Origin of the sequence: Paracoccus ferrooxidans, assembly GCF_029909815.1 — a bacterium.
In the GTDB taxonomy this organism is placed as follows: domain Bacteria; phylum Pseudomonadota; class Alphaproteobacteria; order Rhodobacterales; family Rhodobacteraceae; genus Paracoccus; species Paracoccus versutus.
Genome location: NZ_CP038202.1, coordinates 1,309,127 through 1,323,533 on the forward strand (window position 1 = coordinate 1,309,127; position 14,407 = coordinate 1,323,533).

The 14,407-nt window shown below is 70.1% G+C and carries 15 protein-coding genes, 1 tRNA gene and 1 pseudogene; 7 read left to right on the top strand and 10 right to left on the bottom strand.

What is annotated here, in order from left to right:
• Positions 1–260: 260 nt before the first annotated feature.
• Positions 261–1,433 carry a CmpA/NrtA family ABC transporter substrate-binding protein gene (locus E3U26_RS23325; RefSeq protein ID WP_499106831.1) on the bottom strand — a complete coding sequence of 391 codons (1,173 nt, stop codon included), beginning with the start codon at positions 1,431–1,433 and terminating at the stop codon, positions 261–263.
• Positions 1,424–2,014: an ANTAR domain-containing response regulator gene (locus E3U26_RS23330; protein WP_072462257.1), complete on the bottom strand. Its 591-nt coding sequence runs from the start codon at positions 2,012–2,014 to the stop codon at positions 1,424–1,426. The genes E3U26_RS23325 and E3U26_RS23330 overlap by 10 nt, the downstream gene beginning before the upstream one ends.
• Before the next feature lie 220 nt (positions 2,015–2,234).
• On the opposite strand from E3U26_RS23330, the gene E3U26_RS23335 reads away from it, so the two are divergent.
• Positions 2,235–2,987: an MOSC domain-containing protein gene (locus E3U26_RS23335; protein ID WP_499106833.1), complete on the top strand. Its 753-nt coding sequence runs from the start codon at positions 2,235–2,237 to the stop codon at positions 2,985–2,987.
• Complete coding sequence (gene pdxY / locus E3U26_RS23340) at positions 2,984–3,820, top strand: pyridoxal kinase (RefSeq protein WP_072462259.1); 837 nt, start codon at positions 2,984–2,986, stop codon at positions 3,818–3,820. Before E3U26_RS23335 ends, pdxY begins: the two co-directional genes overlap by 4 nt.
• Positions 3,821–3,876: 56 nt before the next feature.
• Here the strand turns inward: pdxY and E3U26_RS23345 are convergent, their stop codons facing one another.
• The gene (locus E3U26_RS23345) at positions 3,877–4,095 is read right to left on the bottom strand and encodes an RNA polymerase sigma factor (protein ID WP_499106834.1); all 219 of its coding nucleotides are present in this window, start codon (positions 4,093–4,095) and stop codon (positions 3,877–3,879) included.
• Between the two features lie 87 nt (positions 4,096–4,182).
• Between E3U26_RS23345 and E3U26_RS23350 the strand changes: the two genes are divergently transcribed.
• On the top strand, positions 4,183–4,383 hold the full coding sequence (locus E3U26_RS23350) for a hypothetical protein (RefSeq protein WP_114536667.1): 201 nt from the start codon (positions 4,183–4,185) through the stop codon (positions 4,381–4,383).
• Positions 4,384–4,664: 281 nt separating this feature from the next.
• On the opposite strand, the gene E3U26_RS23355 is transcribed toward E3U26_RS23350, so the two are convergent.
• The 3 genes from E3U26_RS23355 to E3U26_RS23365 form a co-directional block, all read right to left on the bottom strand.
• Positions 4,665–4,758: transfer RNA gene (locus tag E3U26_RS23355), tRNA-Sec, on the bottom strand.
• Positions 4,759–4,769: 11 nt separating this feature from the next.
• Positions 4,770–5,687 (bottom strand): NAD(P)/FAD-dependent oxidoreductase, encoded by a 918-nt coding sequence (locus E3U26_RS23360; protein ID WP_499106836.1) that lies wholly within the window; start codon positions 5,685–5,687, stop codon positions 4,770–4,772.
• Positions 5,684–5,857, bottom strand: coding sequence for a SelB domain-containing protein (locus tag E3U26_RS23365; protein WP_499106837.1), 174 nt, complete (start codon positions 5,855–5,857; stop codon positions 5,684–5,686). Before E3U26_RS23365 ends, E3U26_RS23360 begins: the two co-directional genes overlap by 4 nt.
• Positions 5,858–5,954: 97 nt before the next feature.
• Here E3U26_RS23365 and E3U26_RS23370 point away from each other — a divergent pair.
• A pseudogene (locus tag E3U26_RS23370) lies at positions 5,955–6,715 on the top strand (IS5 family transposase).
• 1 nt (position 6,716) lies between these two features.
• Here E3U26_RS23370 and E3U26_RS23375 read toward each other — a convergent pair.
• Positions 6,717–7,547, bottom strand: a complete 831-nt coding sequence (locus E3U26_RS23375; RefSeq protein WP_499106839.1) for an AraC family transcriptional regulator — start codon at positions 7,545–7,547, stop codon at positions 6,717–6,719.
• Positions 7,548–7,698: 151 nt separating this feature from the next.
• Between E3U26_RS23375 and E3U26_RS23380 the strand changes: the two genes are divergently transcribed.
• Genes E3U26_RS23380 through E3U26_RS23390 form a run of 3 tightly spaced genes read left to right on the top strand, consistent with a single transcriptional unit; the run spans position 7,699 to position 10,274 of the window.
• The gene (locus E3U26_RS23380; RefSeq protein ID WP_499106840.1) at positions 7,699–8,472 is read left to right on the top strand and encodes an SDR family NAD(P)-dependent oxidoreductase; all 774 of its coding nucleotides are present in this window, start codon (positions 7,699–7,701) and stop codon (positions 8,470–8,472) included.
• 14 nt (positions 8,473–8,486) lie between these two features.
• Entirely contained in the window at positions 8,487–9,353 is an 867-nt protein-coding gene (locus tag E3U26_RS23385; RefSeq protein WP_036760370.1) for an oxidoreductase, read from the top strand.
• Positions 9,354–9,413: 60 nt separating this feature from the next.
• Positions 9,414–10,274 (top strand): Rossmann-fold NAD(P)-binding domain-containing protein, encoded by an 861-nt coding sequence (locus E3U26_RS23390; protein ID WP_499106842.1) that lies wholly within the window; start codon positions 9,414–9,416, stop codon positions 10,272–10,274.
• A 151-nt stretch (positions 10,275–10,425) separates the two neighbouring features.
• Here the strand turns inward: E3U26_RS23390 and trxB are convergent, their stop codons facing one another.
• The 3 genes from trxB to E3U26_RS23405 form a co-directional block, all read right to left on the bottom strand.
• Positions 10,426–11,373 (bottom strand): thioredoxin-disulfide reductase, encoded by a 948-nt coding sequence (trxB, locus tag E3U26_RS23395; RefSeq protein WP_499106843.1) that lies wholly within the window; start codon positions 11,371–11,373, stop codon positions 10,426–10,428.
• Positions 11,370–12,797, bottom strand: coding sequence for an L-seryl-tRNA(Sec) selenium transferase (gene selA / locus E3U26_RS23400; protein WP_499106845.1), 1,428 nt, complete (start codon positions 12,795–12,797; stop codon positions 11,370–11,372). Before selA ends, trxB begins: the two co-directional genes overlap by 4 nt.
• 77 nt (positions 12,798–12,874) lie before the next feature.
• Positions 12,875–14,356: a cobalamin-independent methionine synthase II family protein gene (locus tag E3U26_RS23405; RefSeq protein WP_499106846.1), complete on the bottom strand. Its 1,482-nt coding sequence runs from the start codon at positions 14,354–14,356 to the stop codon at positions 12,875–12,877.
• Between the last annotated feature and the right edge of the window lie 51 nt (positions 14,357–14,407).

The following is a 14,407-nucleotide window of genomic DNA, read 5'->3' on the forward strand; positions in this document are numbered from 1 at the left end:
AGGCTGTCGGAAAGCGCGCGGCCAGGGCGGCGGGACGCCGCAGCGGGACTGCGCTTTCGGAGGGGAGGGATTTCCGCGCCCTTGCGGGAATCCGTGCCGCATCATTGCGAGCGGGCCGGTGGCACGCCATTGCGCCGGGCCATGGGACCAGATTGGGTCAGGATGCCGGCCGGATCAAGCCTTGATGCGGCATCGCAGCATCCGCCGCCCGTTCCGCCCGAAAGCCGGGCAGCATCGCGCCCGGCCTGCCCGCGAAACGCTCAGCCGGCGAAAGGGGGCTCGAAGATGGTGCCGTCGAAGAAGGCATCGGCGCGCAGAATCATCTGGCCCTTTTCGGCCGCGACCTCGCGGTCCTCGGCCAGCGCGCCTTCCAGCCGCGCCGAGGCGCCGGGCAGCGCCGCCCCCGCCTCGCGCAGGTGCTGGCGATAAAGATCGGTGCGGAAATGCGCCATCGCCTTTTCCATCGCCGGCGCCGGGTCCAGCCCATGCCGCGCGGCGATGCGCTGCGCAAAGAAGGCGGCCAGGCTTTTCCAGGGGAAATTCGCCGCCCCGGCATGGAAGGCGATGAAGCCCGGCACATGGCGGATCTCGCCCGAGGGCGTGACCTGCAGCCGCCCGGTCAGCCCGCGCTCGGCCAGTTCGGTCGGCAGGTCCAGGTATTCGCGCCGCGACAGGATCTCGGCGGCGGTATCGCGGTTCTCGGGCTCGTCGAGCCAGCGCCCGGCGCGCCAGACCGCCCGCATCAGCGCACCGGTCAGCTGCGGCTGGCCTTCGGTGAAGTCGCGGCGCAGCACCAACCCCTTTTCCGGCGGCGAGGCCCAGATCGCGGTGCCCGGCAAGAGCAGCGAGGCAAGGCCGCGGTCCACCGCACTCGACGCCCAGGGCTCGCCGACGCAGAAGGCATCGACCTCGCCCGCGGCCATGGATTCGGCCATCAGCGGCGGCGGCACGGTCACGACCTCCAGGGCCGGGCGGAAGCCGCTGGCGCCCAGCCAGTGCCGGATCAGTTCCAGCTGGGTCGAGAAATGGAAGGGCACGCCCACCCGCAGCCGGCCGGGCGCGGCCTCATGCAGCGCATGGGCGGCCTTGCGGGCATCGCGGAAGTCGAAGTCGTGGCCCTGCTCGCGCATCCTGGCGGCCAGGGCGGCGCTGACCGCGACCGCCTGCCCGCCCTGCGACAGGAACATCGCCAGGTCCAGCTCCGGCAGCGCCGGGCCCAGACCCAGCGCCTGCGCGACCGGCATCGGCACCAGCATATGCGCCGCCTCGATCAGCCCGGCGCCCAGCATGTCGCGGGCCTGCGCCCAGGCGCCCAGGCGCAGCAGCTGGAATTCCAGCCCCTCTTCGGCGGCAAAGCCCAGCTCGCGCGCCACGATCAGGGGCGCGGCGTCGATCAGCGGCACATAGCCAAGGCGCAGGGGCGTCAGCGGCATGAGAGCAACCCCGCGGCCAGGACCAGCTGCTGCGCGATCTCGGCCACGCGCTTGCCCTGGTCCATCGCCGTCTTGCGCAACAGCGCATAGGCGGCCTCTTCGTCGATGCCGCGCGCCTTCATCAGCACCGCCTTGGCGCGGTCGATCACCTTGCGCTCCTCCAGCGCGGCACGGGTCGCGGCCAGTTCGGCGCGCATGCGCTGGAACATGTGAAAGCGCGCGATGGCCGCGTCCAGCACCGGCTTGATCCGGTCGGGGCGCAGCCCGTCCACGACATAGGCCGAGATGCCGGCCTCGACCGCCGCCCGCGTCAGATGCTCGTCCGAGCGGTCCACGAACATCGCCACCGGCCGCTCGGTCGGGCCCGAGGCCAGCGCCAACTCCTCGAGCACGTCGCGCGAGGGGTTGGCCAGGTCGATCAGCACCATGTCGGGCCGGCATTCGGCGATATGGCGCGCGAGGCCGGTTTCCTCGGAGATGATGCGGATGTCGTGGTCGCCGATCTCGCGCAGCCCGTCCACGATCGGGGCGGCGCGCTCGGGGTCGGGCTCGATGACGACGATGGAAAGGCGCTTGTCCATCTGCTTCCTGATCTGTGCCGCCCTTGCAGGTGCCATCGCAGCCGCGCGCCCGCAACGCATCACACCGTCGCCGTGCCGCCCCGCGCGGGATCTGCCCGCCCGGCGGGCAGGTTTCGGGCGGCTCTGCCCAAGGGGCGGGCAGGAAGGTTGCCGCGCCCGCTCCCTTGAGCCTGGCGGGGGTTTGGCTAATCTGGCGGCGACGCGCGAGCAGAGGGACACCATGCCAGAGATCATCCTGCTGACGGGCAAGGCCGCCCCCCTGCCCGGAAACAACCAGAAAAGCGGCATCGACAAGCGCCCGGTGGACCGGCCGCTGGCGCTTGGCCCGGAGGGGCTCGAAGGCGACGAACAGGCCGACCGCCGCGTGCATGGCGGGCCGGAAAAGGCCGTGCATCACTATCCTTTCGATCATTATGCGGCCTGGCGCGAGGAACTTGGGCGGCTGCGCCCGGCCGAAGCACCGGGGGTTTCACACCCCCGGACCCCCGTGGGGTATTTGGAAAACGGAGAAATCATGGGGTTGCTGGGGGCGCCCGGCGCCTTTGGCGAGAATATCTCGACCGAGGGGCCGACCGAGGCGGAGGTCGCGGTGGGCGACATCTTCCGGCTGGGCACGGCGCTGGTGCAGGTCTCGCAGGGGCGGCAGCCCTGCTGGAAGCTGAACCGCCGCTTCGGGGTCGCGGACATGGCGCGGCGCGTGCAGGAAAGCGGCCGCACCGGCTGGTATTACCGCGTCCTGCAGCCTGGCGTGGTCGCCCCCGGCGACCGGCTGGAACTGGTCGACCGGGTGGCGCCGGAATGGACGCTCGGCCGGCTGTGGCATGCGCTTTACGTGGACCGGCTGAACCTGGGCGAGTTGCAGGGCATCGCCGGGCTCGACGTGCTGGCCGAGGGCTGGCGGCGCTACGCCATCCGCCGGCTGGAGAGCGGGCGGGTCGAGGACTGGTCCAGGCGGCTGGAGGGCAGCGCATGAGCCGGCCGCTGGTGATCTCGATCCAGAGCCAGGTGGTCATGGGCCATGTCGGCAATTCCGCCGCGGTCTTTCCGATGCTGGCCGCCGGGCTGGAGGTGGCGCCGATCCCGACGGTGATCTTTTCCAACACGCCGGATTACCCGACCCTGCGCGGCCGGGCGCTGCCGGGCGATTTCTTCGCCGACCTCTTGCAGGGCGCCTGGGACCGCGGCCTGCCCGAGCGCGCGGATTTTCTGCTGACCGGCTATATCGGCTCGGTCGAGGTGGCGCGGCTGACCGCCGATTTCGTCGCCCGCGCCAAGGCGGCGAACCCGCGGCTGCGCTATTACTGCGATCCGGTGCTGGGCGACGAGCAGCCGGGGCTTTATGTGCCCAGGGAGATCGCCGACACCTTCCGCGACCGGCTGCTGCCCATGGCCGACATCGCCTCGCCCAACCCGTTCGAGGTCGCCTGGCTGACCGGCCAGCCCATCGCGGAACTGGCCGACATCCCCCGCGCCGCCCGCGCCCTGCGCATGGCCCCCGAGGCGCGGCTGATCGTCACCGGCTGCAAGCTGCGCGAGACGGCGCCGGACATGCTGGAAAGCGTGATCCACGGTCCCGAGGGCCTGTCGCGCCACCCGACGCCGCACCTGCCGCTGGCCATGGCGGGAACCGGAGACCTGTTCGCCGGCCTTGTCGCCGCGGCGCTGGGAAGCGGGCGCAGCCTGGCGCAGGCGGTCGAATATGCGCAGGTCCAGACCTCGCGGGCGCTGATGCGCGCGGCGGCGCTGGGAACGAAGGAGGTCGTCCTGTGCGACCGCGATTTCCGCATGGCCCTGCTGGGGGCCTGAAGCCGCGCCTTGGCGGCGGAGATTGCCGGCGGGGGCGCCCTTGCCGGATTGTGCCTTCATCGGCCGTCCTCGTATTCCCACAACCGGCACGTGACCTCGAGGAGCACCCGCGCCAGGTGCTTTTGCACCGAACCTTCCGACAGCGCCATATGCCGCACCGCCTCGCGATAGCTAAGGCCCCGGATGCGGTGCAGGACGAAGATCCGCCGCGTCTTGTCCGGCTGGCCTCGAAATATCGAACAGCAAGGCGGAGGCCTGGCGCCGAGCGTCGTCATCGGATCACCGCCACGTCACCAGGATGACGGAGGTAGAGTTCGACGCATTCACGCGCGGGCTAGTCGATTGGGCGCGTGAGGCATATCGTGACCCCAATATCTGACCCCCGCCCCTTCGCCGAGGTGCTGCGCGACTGGATCGGTCGGCACGGCGGCAGCGCCTATGCTGCCGCGCCGCGGCTGCACACCACAGAGCAGACGCTGGGCCGCTGGCTGCGCGGCTCGACCTGCGCCACCGAGACGGCACAGCGGGCGCTGATGACCCTGGTGGATGAGGGGCGGGCCTAGGCTGTCAGCGGACGGACCAAGCCGGAGACCGTGCTGCAACGCCCCCCGCCGGAGGGCTCCCTGCGAGCGGTACGGGGGCCGATCTTGGTGACGCGTCATGCGTCTGGCGCATAGCTGGCCGAGGATCGAGGCTTGAAGGCGCCTTCAACCTCCCTTCATCCGCGCCGGTTTTTTGACGCAAAGCGCCGGTTTTTTTGACGCTCTACACCTGCAAAGCCATATCCGCAGGCAGGGGCCCGGCCCGGCAGGCCGGCCTGCGCCGAACCCTCCGGCAAGGCGATTGGCGGAAGGGAGTGGGAGTCGAACCCACCAAAGACTGACGCAGCCTCAACCGGATTTGAAATCCGGCCGCCCCACCAGGAACGCTTCCCTTCCATCGCCGCCCCTCAGGCGGCCTGCAGCCGGGCGCAGATCGCCGCCACGGCCCGGTTCGCATCTTCCAGCGCATGGCCGACCTCGCCGCCAAACCCCGCGCGCACCGCACCTATGGCATACATTCCCGGCAACGATGTCTCGAGATGGTCGTCGACGGCCAGCGGTTCCTGGCCTTGCACCGCGCCCGGCGGCAGGAAGCCGGTATTCGGCACCAGCCCGACCATGGCGAAGAAGCCCTGCACCTCGACCCGGTCCTGCGCGCCGCTGCGCAGGTCGCGCAGCCGGGCATGGGAAAGCCCGCCCGCGCCCTCCAGCGCCTCGACCACGGTGCCGAAGCGGACCGAGATCGGCGCCGCGGCCCCGACCGCCTCGACGAAATCCGGGCGCGCGGTAAAGCGGTCGCCGCGATGGACCAGATGCACGACCGGGCAGTATTCGGCCAGGATCAGCGCCTCCTGCAGGGCGGAATCGCCGCCGCCCACCACCATGCCGGGCTTGCCGCGCACCATCGGGCCGTCGCAATCGGCGCAATGCGAGACGCCGCGATGCTCGAACTCGGCCTCGCCGGGGATGCCGAGCGCGCGGTGGCCGGCGCCGCTGGCGACGATCACGCTGCGCGCGGCGTGGCGTGCGGCGCCGGTGACGACGGTCCAGCCGCCGCCTTCGCCCGCCTCGATGGCGGTCACATGTTCGGGGATGTTTTCCACCCCCAGCTCGGTGGCGCGCATCATCAGCTCGGCCGACAGGTCGACGCCCGATTCCGGCATGCCCTCGGGGCCTGGCCAGAGCCTGTTGATGTTCAGCACCAGCCCGCCGAACATGCCGCCTTCGGCCAGGGCGACCCTGAGCCCCCGTTGCGCGGCCTGCCCGGCCGCCGCCATGCCGGCGACGCCGGAGCCGATGATGAAGATGTCGTAGGGATTGCTCATCTCGTTCTCCTGTTCTGGATGCGGGGTGGATGCGCCGGCCCGGCCGCGGTCGCGGCCGTCGCGTCATGCCCGGCCCGCAGCAAGCGGACATTGCCCTGGCGAAGCGTGACCCCCTGCCGGTCCAGGCATTCCAGGATCTCGATGGCAAGGGCGCGCCCGGTCCCGATCACGTCGCGGTAGGGCGTGTTGACAAAAGGGATTCACCGGGCGCGGTGATCGTGATTCAAGCTGGTATCTGCAATGGAGACCAGCGTGGCACGAAACCTGATGTCGAACGACGAGTGGGCGTTCTTTGAACGCTTCATCCTGGCTGTCCGTTCTCCGAACGGCCGCAAGCCCACGAACCATCGGCTTGTTCTGGATGGGATTTTCTGGATCGCCCGAACGGGGTCGCCCTGGCGCGACCTGCCGGAAGAGTTCGGCAAATGGTCGTCTGTCTATCGGCAGTTCCGGCGCTGGACGTTGGCGGGGCTGTGGGAACAGATCCTGGAGGCGCTGAACGAGAGCCGGATCGTGCCGGATGCGCTGCAGATGATCGACAGCACCGTGGTTCGCGCTCATCATCAGGCAGCGGGCGCAAAAGGGGGACTCCGCGCCAAGGTTTCGGCCGCTCGCGAGGTGGCTTCACGACCAAGATCCATCTGCGGGTCAATGCGGCAGGCCTGCCCATGAGAACCGAGATCACGGCCGGGCAGACATCGGACTACCTCGGCTTCGATCTGGTCATGGCTGACAACCTGCCCGAGCCAAGCGTTCTGCTCGCAGACCGCGGCTACGACTCCGACAACATCCGCAAGACCATGGAGGTGCGCGACGTGGTGCCGGTCATCCCCATGCGCAAAACCCGGAAGCTACGGGTCGCCGTTGACCGCAGGCTCTACCGCCTGCGCAATCTCGTTGAGCGGTGCTTCAACAAGCTCAAGAATGCCCGTCGCGTCGCCACCCGCTACGACAAGACCGCCGAAAGCTTCCTGGGCTTCATCGACATCACGTCGATCCGCCTCTGGCTCCGCCATTTGTCAACATGACCTAGCCCAGCGAAAAGGCGATGGCGGCGACGTTCTCGTTGCCGCTGCGCAGCCGGTCCGCCGCCATCAGCATCCGCCAGCGCGCCAGGTAGTCCATGGCCGTGCTGCCCACCAGCGCCTTGAAGCGCTGCGCAAAGACGGTGCGCGAGATCCCGGCGACGCGCGCCAGGTCCTCCAGCGTCCAGCGGCGGGCGGGCTGGGCATGGATGGCGGCGATGGCGGGGCTGATCTGCGGGTCGGTCAGCGCCAGCAACCATCCCGGCGGCAGTTCGGTAGCGCTGTCCAGGAACAGCCGCAGCACCTGGACCAGCATCAGATGCGCCAGGTGGGTGGACATCAGCGCGCTGCCCGGCTGCCGGCCGCGCAGCTCGGCGGCCCATTGATCCAGCAGCCAGCGCAGCACCTCGGCCTGGGCCGAGGCCCTGGGAATGTTGACGATGGGCGGCAGCGCGTCGAACAGCACGGCGGCATGGCTGCCGGAAAAGGAAAAGCGGCCGCTGATCAGGAACACCTCGCCGCCGCCGTCATGGACGGCGATCCCGTCGCGGGCGGCGGCCTCGAGGATGGCCGCGCCGCTTGCCGCCGGCAGGGCGGGGTCCGAGGACAGCACGAAGCCGTGGCCGCTGTTCAGCAGGAAGCAATCGCCCTCGTTCAGGCGGATCGGCTGTTGCTGCCCCTCGACCACGCCCCAGCAGCTGCCGCGCATGACGGCGGTGAACTTGATCCCCTCGTGCGGGGGGAAGGCGAAGGACCAGTCCCCCGCGGCATCGAAGCCGGCATAGAACTGACCTTGCGGCCGCAGCAGCGACAACACGTCCGAAAGCGGGTCCATCCTGAAATCCGTACGATCGAATAAGAATGACGGACTTTCTAGCATGGGTCGTTCGCGGATCAATCCCTATCTATGCCCTCGACCGAACGCCTTGCGCGTTCAGCCGCCCGTGGGTGGGCGGTCCGGTCCCGTCATTCAAAGGAAAACCGACATGAAACGCTTGCAGGACAAGGTCGCCATCGTCACCGGCGCGGGCAGCGGCACCGGCATGGGCGCGGTGATCGCCCGCGTCTTCGCCGAGGAAGGCGCCACCGTCGTCGTGACCGCCAATGCCAACCGGCAGGAGAACATGGACCGGCTGGTCGCCGAGATCACGGCCAAGGGGCAGCACGCCTCTGCGGCGATGCTGGACGTGACGCGGCAGGACCAATGGGCCGCGGTCCTGGCCGAGACCATCGACCGCCATGGCCGCATCGACATCCTGATCAACAACGCCGGCACGCCGGGGCCGCGCGACGGCAGCTGGGACAAGGCCACGGCCGAGGATTTCCACCATGTCATCGACGTGAACCTGAACAGCCAGTTCTACGGCATCAAGGCCGTCGCGCCGCAGATGGAGCGGCAGGGCGGCGGCGCCATCGTCAACATCTCCTCGGCCGCGGGCATCATCGTGTTCCCGGACGTGCCACCGGGCTACAGCGCCTCGAAAGGGGCAAGCCGCCACCTGACCAAGGCCGCGGCGGTGGATTTCGCCCGCCGCGGCATCCGCGTCAACGGCATCTATCCCGGCCTGATCGACACGCCCATGGCCACCCATTTCACCGAAGACCCCGAGATGCTGGAGGGCCTGCTGAGGGGCATTCCCATCGGCCGCGTCGGCACATCCGAGGAAATCGCCAGGGCGGCGCTGTTCCTGGCCAGCGACGAATCCTCCTACGTCATCGGCGCCGAGCTGGTGGTCGATGGCGGCCTGACCATCATCTGAGCGAAAGAAAGAACATGAGCTACCAACCGAAAACCTGGCTGATCACCGGCGCCTCGTCCGGCTTCGGCAAGGCGCTGGCCGAGGCGGTCGTCGCCCATGGCGACAATGCGGTGATCACCGCCCGCCGCCTCGACCGGCTGCAAGAGATCGCGCGCGGCCACGAGGATCGCGTGCGGCCGCTGGCCGTGGACGTGACCGATGCGGCTGCGCGCGACAGGGCGGTGGCCGAGACGCTGGCGCGCTTTGGCCGCATCGACGTTCTGGCCAATGTCGCCGGTCGCGGCGTGGCGGGCGCTTGCGAGGAGTTCAGCCTTGACCAGCTGCGCGAGCAGATGGAGCTGAACTTCTTCGCCGCGGCCGAGATGACCCGCGCCGTGCTGCCGCAGATGCGGGCGCAGGGCGCGGGCAACATCCTGACCGTCAGCTCCATCGCCGGGCTGGTGGCGATGAACGCGGCCGGTCCCTATTGCGCGGCGAAATTCGCCATCGAGGGCTGGACGGAATCGCTGGCCATCGAGGCCAAGCCCCTGGGCATCCACGTCACCCTGGTCGAACCCGGCGCCTTCCGCACCGAATTCGCCGGCGACGCGAACATGCGCCCGGTCCATCGCATCGACGCCTGGCGCCCGATGGTCGAGACCTTCGAGGGCTATCTGGAAAGCTCCTCCGGCAAGCAGATGGGCGACCCGGCGAAGGCCGCGCAGCGGATGCTGGAGGTGGTGGCCAGCGACGCCCCGCCCACGCGCCTGATGCTGGGCCGCGACGCCTGGTCGATCTGGGACACCACCATCGCCGGGCGCCTGGAAGACATGAACGCCTGGCGCGCGCGCGGCGAGGACACGGCTTTCGACGGTGCCGACGTCGTCGAGATCGCGCTTTAGGCAACTGCGCAACCCGCCGCCCATCGCGGCACTGACAATCTTTTCGTAAAGGACAATGACATGAGCAAGATCTGGTTCATCACCGGCGCCTCCTCGGGCTTCGGCAAGGCGCTGGCCGAGGCGGTTCTGGCGCGCGGCGACAGCGCCGTGCTGACCGCCCGCCGCGCCGCCCCGCTGCAAGAGATCGCGGCCGGCCACGGCGACCGCGCCCTTGCGCTGCAACTGGACGTGACCGACGCCGCCGCCCGCGGCCGGGCGCTGGCGCAGGCGACCGGGCAATTCGGCCGCATCGACGTGCTGGCCAATATCGCCGGCGCGGGCTCCTATGGCGCGCTCGAGGAATTCACCCCCGAGCAGATCCGCGCCCAGATGGAGCTGAACTTCTTTGCCGCCGCGGAACTGTCGCGCGCGGTGCTGCCGCAGATGCGCGCGCGGAAGTCTGGCCATATCCTGAACCTGACCAGCATCGCGGGCCTCGTGGCCTTCCCCGGCAGCGGCCTCTACAACGCGTCCAAGTTCGCGCTGGAAGGCTTTACCGAGGCGCTGCATCACGAGGTCAAGCCGCTGGGCATCCGGGTGACGCTGATCGAGCCGGGCGCCTTCCGCACCGGCTTCGCCGGCAGCGCGGCGATGAAGGCCGCGGGCCGGATCCAGGATTACGCGGCGCTGAATGCGGGGATGGAGGACTATTACGCCACCCAGGACGGCCAGCAGATGGGCGATCCGGTCAAGGCCGCGCAGGTCATCATCGACATGGTGGACGGCGACACGGCCCCGGTGCGGCTGATGCTGGGCGAGGACGCATACCAGCTGTGGGAAGGCGCCGTCGCCTCGCGCGCCCGCGACCTTGCGACCTGGCGCCAGCGCGGCGAGGATACGGCCATTCCCGGCGCGCTGAAGAACACCGCCCAGGCGCTGTAGGATCGGCCCCTGCGCCCAGGGCCCGGCGGATGACATGACGGACGCCGCCCCCGCGCGGGGGCGGCGTTCTTGCTGTCCGGCCGCCGGCCGCCGGCGTCGGCATCGGCGAAGAAAGCTTCCCGTTGCGCGCCCCGCCGCGGCCCCCTCCGCGTCACATCCCGTCGAGGTAGCGTTCCGCGTCCAGGGCGGCCTGGCAGCCGCTTGCGGCGCTGGTGACGGCTTGGCGATAGATCTGGTCCTGCACGTCGCCCGCGGCGAAGACGCCGGGGATCGAGGTCTGGGTCGCCATGCCGTGCCGCCCGCCCTGGGTGACGATATAGCCGCCGTCCATCTCGATCTGCCCGGCGAAGAGGTCGGTGTTCGGATGATGGCCGATGGCGATGAAGACGCCGTCCACCGCGATCTCGTCGGTGGTCCCGTCCGCGGTGCTGCGCAGCCGGACATGGGTCACGCCGCGGTCGTCGCCCAGAACCTCGTCGATCTGGCTGTTCCAGCGCAGGGTGATCCTGCCGGCGGCGACCTTCTCCATCAGCTTGTCCTGCATGATCTTTTCGCAGCGCAGCCTGTCGCGGCGGTGGACCAGGGTGACATGGCTGGCGATATTGGCCAGATACAGCGCCTCTTCCACCGCGGTATTGCCGCCGCCGACCACGGCGACCGGCCTGCCCTTGTAGAAGAAGCCGTCGCAGGTCGCGCAGGCCGAGACGCCGCGGCCCATCATCGCCTGTTCGGACGCGAGCCCCAGGTATTTCGCCGAGGCGCCGGTGGCGATGATCAGCGCGTCGCAGGTATAGCTGCCGCCGTCGCCCTGCAGCCGGATCGGCCGGGCGGCCAGGTCGGCTGCGTTGATGTGGTCGTGGACATAGTCCGTCTCGAAGCGCTCGGCATGTTGCTGGAAGCGGACCATCAGGTCGGGGCCCTGCACGCCCTCGGCATCGGCGGGCCAGTTGTCGACGTCGGTGGTGGTCATCAGTTGCCCGCCATGCGCCATCCCGGCGATGAGCATGGGCCTGAGATTGGCGCGGGCGGCATAGATCGCGGCGGTATTGCCGGCCGGGCCCGAGCCCAGGATGATCAGTTTCGAATGGCGTTCCGTCATGGCAGTTCCTTGGTTGGGGTTGGTTCGGCCAGCAGCGCGGCAAGGCCGGGCAGTTGCTCGACCAGCGGCTGCGGATCGTCGAGGCAGCGCAGGTCCAGCCAGACCGCGCCCTCGGCGATGCGGCCGATCACCGGCAGCGGCAGGCGGCGCAGCGCCCGCGCGATCCGCTCGGCGCTGGCCCCCGGCGCGGGGATGCGCAAGGCCAGGCTCGGCAGCTTTTCCAGCGGCAGCGCGCCCGAGCCGATTTGCGCCTGCGAGGCCGCGATCTCGGGCGCATGGCCGGCCGGCAGGGCGGCGGCCAGCGCGGGCAGGATCACCTGGGCCATGGCCTGCATCTCGTCGGGCCGCCGGGCCAAGTGGCGCAGGGTCGGCAGCCGGTCCGCCAGCCGGTCGGGGTCGCGGTAAAGCGCCAGCGTCGCCTCCAGCGCCGCCAGCCGCACCTTGTCGAGCCGCAGGGCGCGTTTCAGCGGATGTTTCGCGCACCGTTCCACCAGGTCGCGGCGCCCGGCGATGAAGCCGGCCTGCGGCCCACCGAGCAGCTTGTCGCCGGAAAACGTCACCAGGTCCACGCCCTCGGCCAGCGCGTCCTGCACGCTGCGTTCATGCGGCAGGCCCCAGCGCGACAGGTCGACCAGCGTGCCCGAGCCCAGATCGTCGACCAGCGGCAAGCCGTGCCTGCGCGCCACCGGCAGCAGGTCCGGGCAGCGCGTCTCATGCGTGAAGCCCAGCACCTGGTAGTTCGAGGGATGCACCTTCAGCAGCAGCGCGGTGTCGGGGCCGATGGCGCCTTCGTAGTCGCGCAGATGGGTGCGGTTGGTGGTGCCGATCTCGCGCAGGCGGGTGCCGGCGCTTTCCATGATCTGCGGCATGCGGAACGAGCCGCCGATCTCGATCAGCTCGCCGCGCGAGACAATGGTCTCGCGCCCCTGGGCCAGCGCCGCCAGCACCAGCAGGATGGCGGCGGCGTTGTTGTTGACGATGCAGGCGGCCTCGGCGCCGGTGATCTCGGCGACCAGCGCCTGCACGGCATCGTCGCGCTGGCCGCGCCGTCCGGCGTCGAGGTCGTATTCCAGCGCCAGCGGCCCGGTCATGGCGCGGTTGGCGGCCTCGACCGCTCGCGGGGCGTAGACCGCGCGGCCGAGATTGGTGTGCAGCACCGTGCCGGTCATGTTGAGCACGCGCTTCATCGCCGGCGCGTTGCGGCTGTCGAGCCTTTCCAGCGCGGCCCCGGCCACCCTCCGGGCGGCGCTTTCCCGGTCCTCGGCCTCTGCGGTGCCGGCCAGCAGGTGCTGGCGGTATTCGTCCAGCAATTCGCGGATGCAGGCCAGGCTGGCGGCATGGCCATGCGCCTCGACGCAGGCGCGGCCGGCGGGCGTTTGCACGATCTCGTGCAGGGGCGGCAGGGTGGAAAGCTTGGATTGCATCTGTCAGTCCTTTGGGTGCCGGGTTGCTGCGGCCATGATGCGCGGCCCGGCGGCGATGCGACAGGGTCTTGGCGATCTTACCTGAACCGTGCCGCGGCCTGGGCGATGGCGGCGATCTTGTCGCAGGCGAGGTCGCCGCAGCAGATCGGGTTGTCGGCGAAGGTGGCGAAGCCGCAATCGGGATGCAGCAGCAGCCGCTCGCGCCCGAAGAGCGCGATGGCGCGCGCGATGCGGGCGGCGACCTCGTCCACCGCCTCGGCTGCCTGCAGCTTCTGGTTCACCACGCCCACGCCGATGCGCGCGTCCTCGGGCAGGGTCGTCAGGATCGACATGTCGCCCGCGCGCGGCGTCGCGGCCTCGAGCAGATAGGCGCCCGCGCGGACCTGGGCCAGGGTGTCGATCAACGGCGCATAGCTGCCGCTCAGCGCCACCGACTCGTCGGGGGTCCAGTTGCCGCGGCAGACATGCAACGCGATGCGGTCGGGGTCGAAGCCGTCGAAGACCGCGTTCAGCAGGTCGCGGGCAAAGCCCAGCTCATGCTCGGGCGCCAGCGTTTCCGACAGCGCGCCGCACATGAAGCTGCGCTTGTTCTTGGCGCCGGAAAAGACCACGTCCGACAGCACCGGCTCGTCGAACTGGATCAGCGCGGCGCCGGCCTCGACCAGTTCGGCCAGTTCCTCGCGCAGGACGCGCACGATGTCGGCGGCGATCTCTTCGCGGCTGGCATAGGCGCGGTCCGAGATGCATTCCATCCACATGGTCCGGGTCAGCAGATAGGGGCCGGGCAGGGCGACCTTGACCGGCCTGTCGGTCAGCGCGCGGGCGAAATCGACCTCATGCGCGACGATGGGGCGGGTGCGGCGCAGCCGGCCGAAGACCGCCGGGTGGCGCACATCGCCGGCGGGGATGTCGAGCGCGCGCAGTTCGGCCTCGAATTCCTCGGGGTGGTCGACCAGGGGCAGCAGGTCGGTCAGCGGGATCAGCTGGCAATTCTCCAGCCGGGTGGCGACGAAACTGGCATAGCTGTCGCGGCGCTGTTCGCCGTCGGTGACGACATCGGCGCCGGCGCGTTCCTGCGCGGCGACGGCCAGCCGCACCGCGTCGTCTGCGGTCTGGTGAAAGGCGGCCTCGGACAGGCGGCCCTCGACATGGGCGTGCATGGCCTCGACCATCCAGCGCGGCCGCGGCCACGAGCCCATGCCCATCACCGCCAGCGGCGGCACCGGCGGGACGGGGCGCGCTACCCGCGGCGGCAGGGGGGCCGGTTCGGCGGGAACGGCGGCCGGCGGCTCGGCCCGGCGTTCCGACAGCGCGCCCTTGCAGATCAGGAAGGACCGCTGCCTTCCCTCGCGATGGACCGACAGGAACGCGTTGCCGGTCATCCGGCACCAGGCCGGCAGATCCTCGTCCACCGAGATCTCGGTCGAGCGGATCTCCAGCAGGCCGCCGCGTGGCAGCGGGTCGATATGCTTGCGGATCAGCAGCAAAAGGCCGTTGCCGCAATCCAGGTCACCGCCGTCGAAGGACACGTCGGGCGGCAGCGGATGGGGGGTGGTCATGGGCGGTTCCTCCGGCGAAAGGGGGCCGCCGGCTGCCCGGCGGCCCATGGA

Excerpts from the sequence above, each read along its gene's own strand:
- selA (WP_499106845.1), bottom strand. The coding sequence starts at position 12,797 with ATGCAATCCAAGCTTTCCACCCTGCCGCCCCTGCACGAGATCGTGCAA.
- trxB (WP_499106843.1), bottom strand. The coding sequence starts at position 11,373 with ATGACGGAACGCCATTCGAAACTGATCATCCTGGGCTCGGGCCCGGCC.
- E3U26_RS23360 (WP_499106836.1), bottom strand. The coding sequence starts at position 5,687 with ATGAGCAATCCCTACGACATCTTCATCATCGGCTCCGGCGTCGCCGGC.
- E3U26_RS23330 (WP_072462257.1), bottom strand. The coding sequence starts at position 2,014 with ATGGACAAGCGCCTTTCCATCGTCGTCATCGAGCCCGACCCCGAGCGC.
- E3U26_RS23405 (WP_499106846.1), bottom strand. The coding sequence starts at position 14,356 with ATGACCACCCCCCATCCGCTGCCGCCCGACGTGTCCTTCGACGGCGGT.
- E3U26_RS23325 (WP_499106831.1), bottom strand. The coding sequence starts at position 1,433 with ATGCCGCTGACGCCCCTGCGCCTTGGCTATGTGCCGCTGATCGACGCC.
- E3U26_RS23375 (WP_499106839.1), bottom strand. The coding sequence starts at position 7,547 with ATGGACCCGCTTTCGGACGTGTTGTCGCTGCTGCGGCCGCAAGGTCAG.
- E3U26_RS23390 (WP_499106842.1), top strand. The coding sequence starts at position 9,414 with ATGAGCAAGATCTGGTTCATCACCGGCGCCTCCTCGGGCTTCGGCAAG.
- pdxY (WP_072462259.1), top strand. The coding sequence starts at position 2,984 with ATGAGCCGGCCGCTGGTGATCTCGATCCAGAGCCAGGTGGTCATGGGC.
- E3U26_RS23385 (WP_036760370.1), top strand. The coding sequence starts at position 8,487 with ATGAGCTACCAACCGAAAACCTGGCTGATCACCGGCGCCTCGTCCGGC.
- E3U26_RS23335 (WP_499106833.1), top strand. The coding sequence starts at position 2,235 with ATGCCAGAGATCATCCTGCTGACGGGCAAGGCCGCCCCCCTGCCCGGA.
- E3U26_RS23380 (WP_499106840.1), top strand. The coding sequence starts at position 7,699 with ATGAAACGCTTGCAGGACAAGGTCGCCATCGTCACCGGCGCGGGCAGC.
- E3U26_RS23345 (WP_499106834.1), bottom strand. The coding sequence starts at position 4,095 with ATGACGACGCTCGGCGCCAGGCCTCCGCCTTGCTGTTCGATATTTCGA.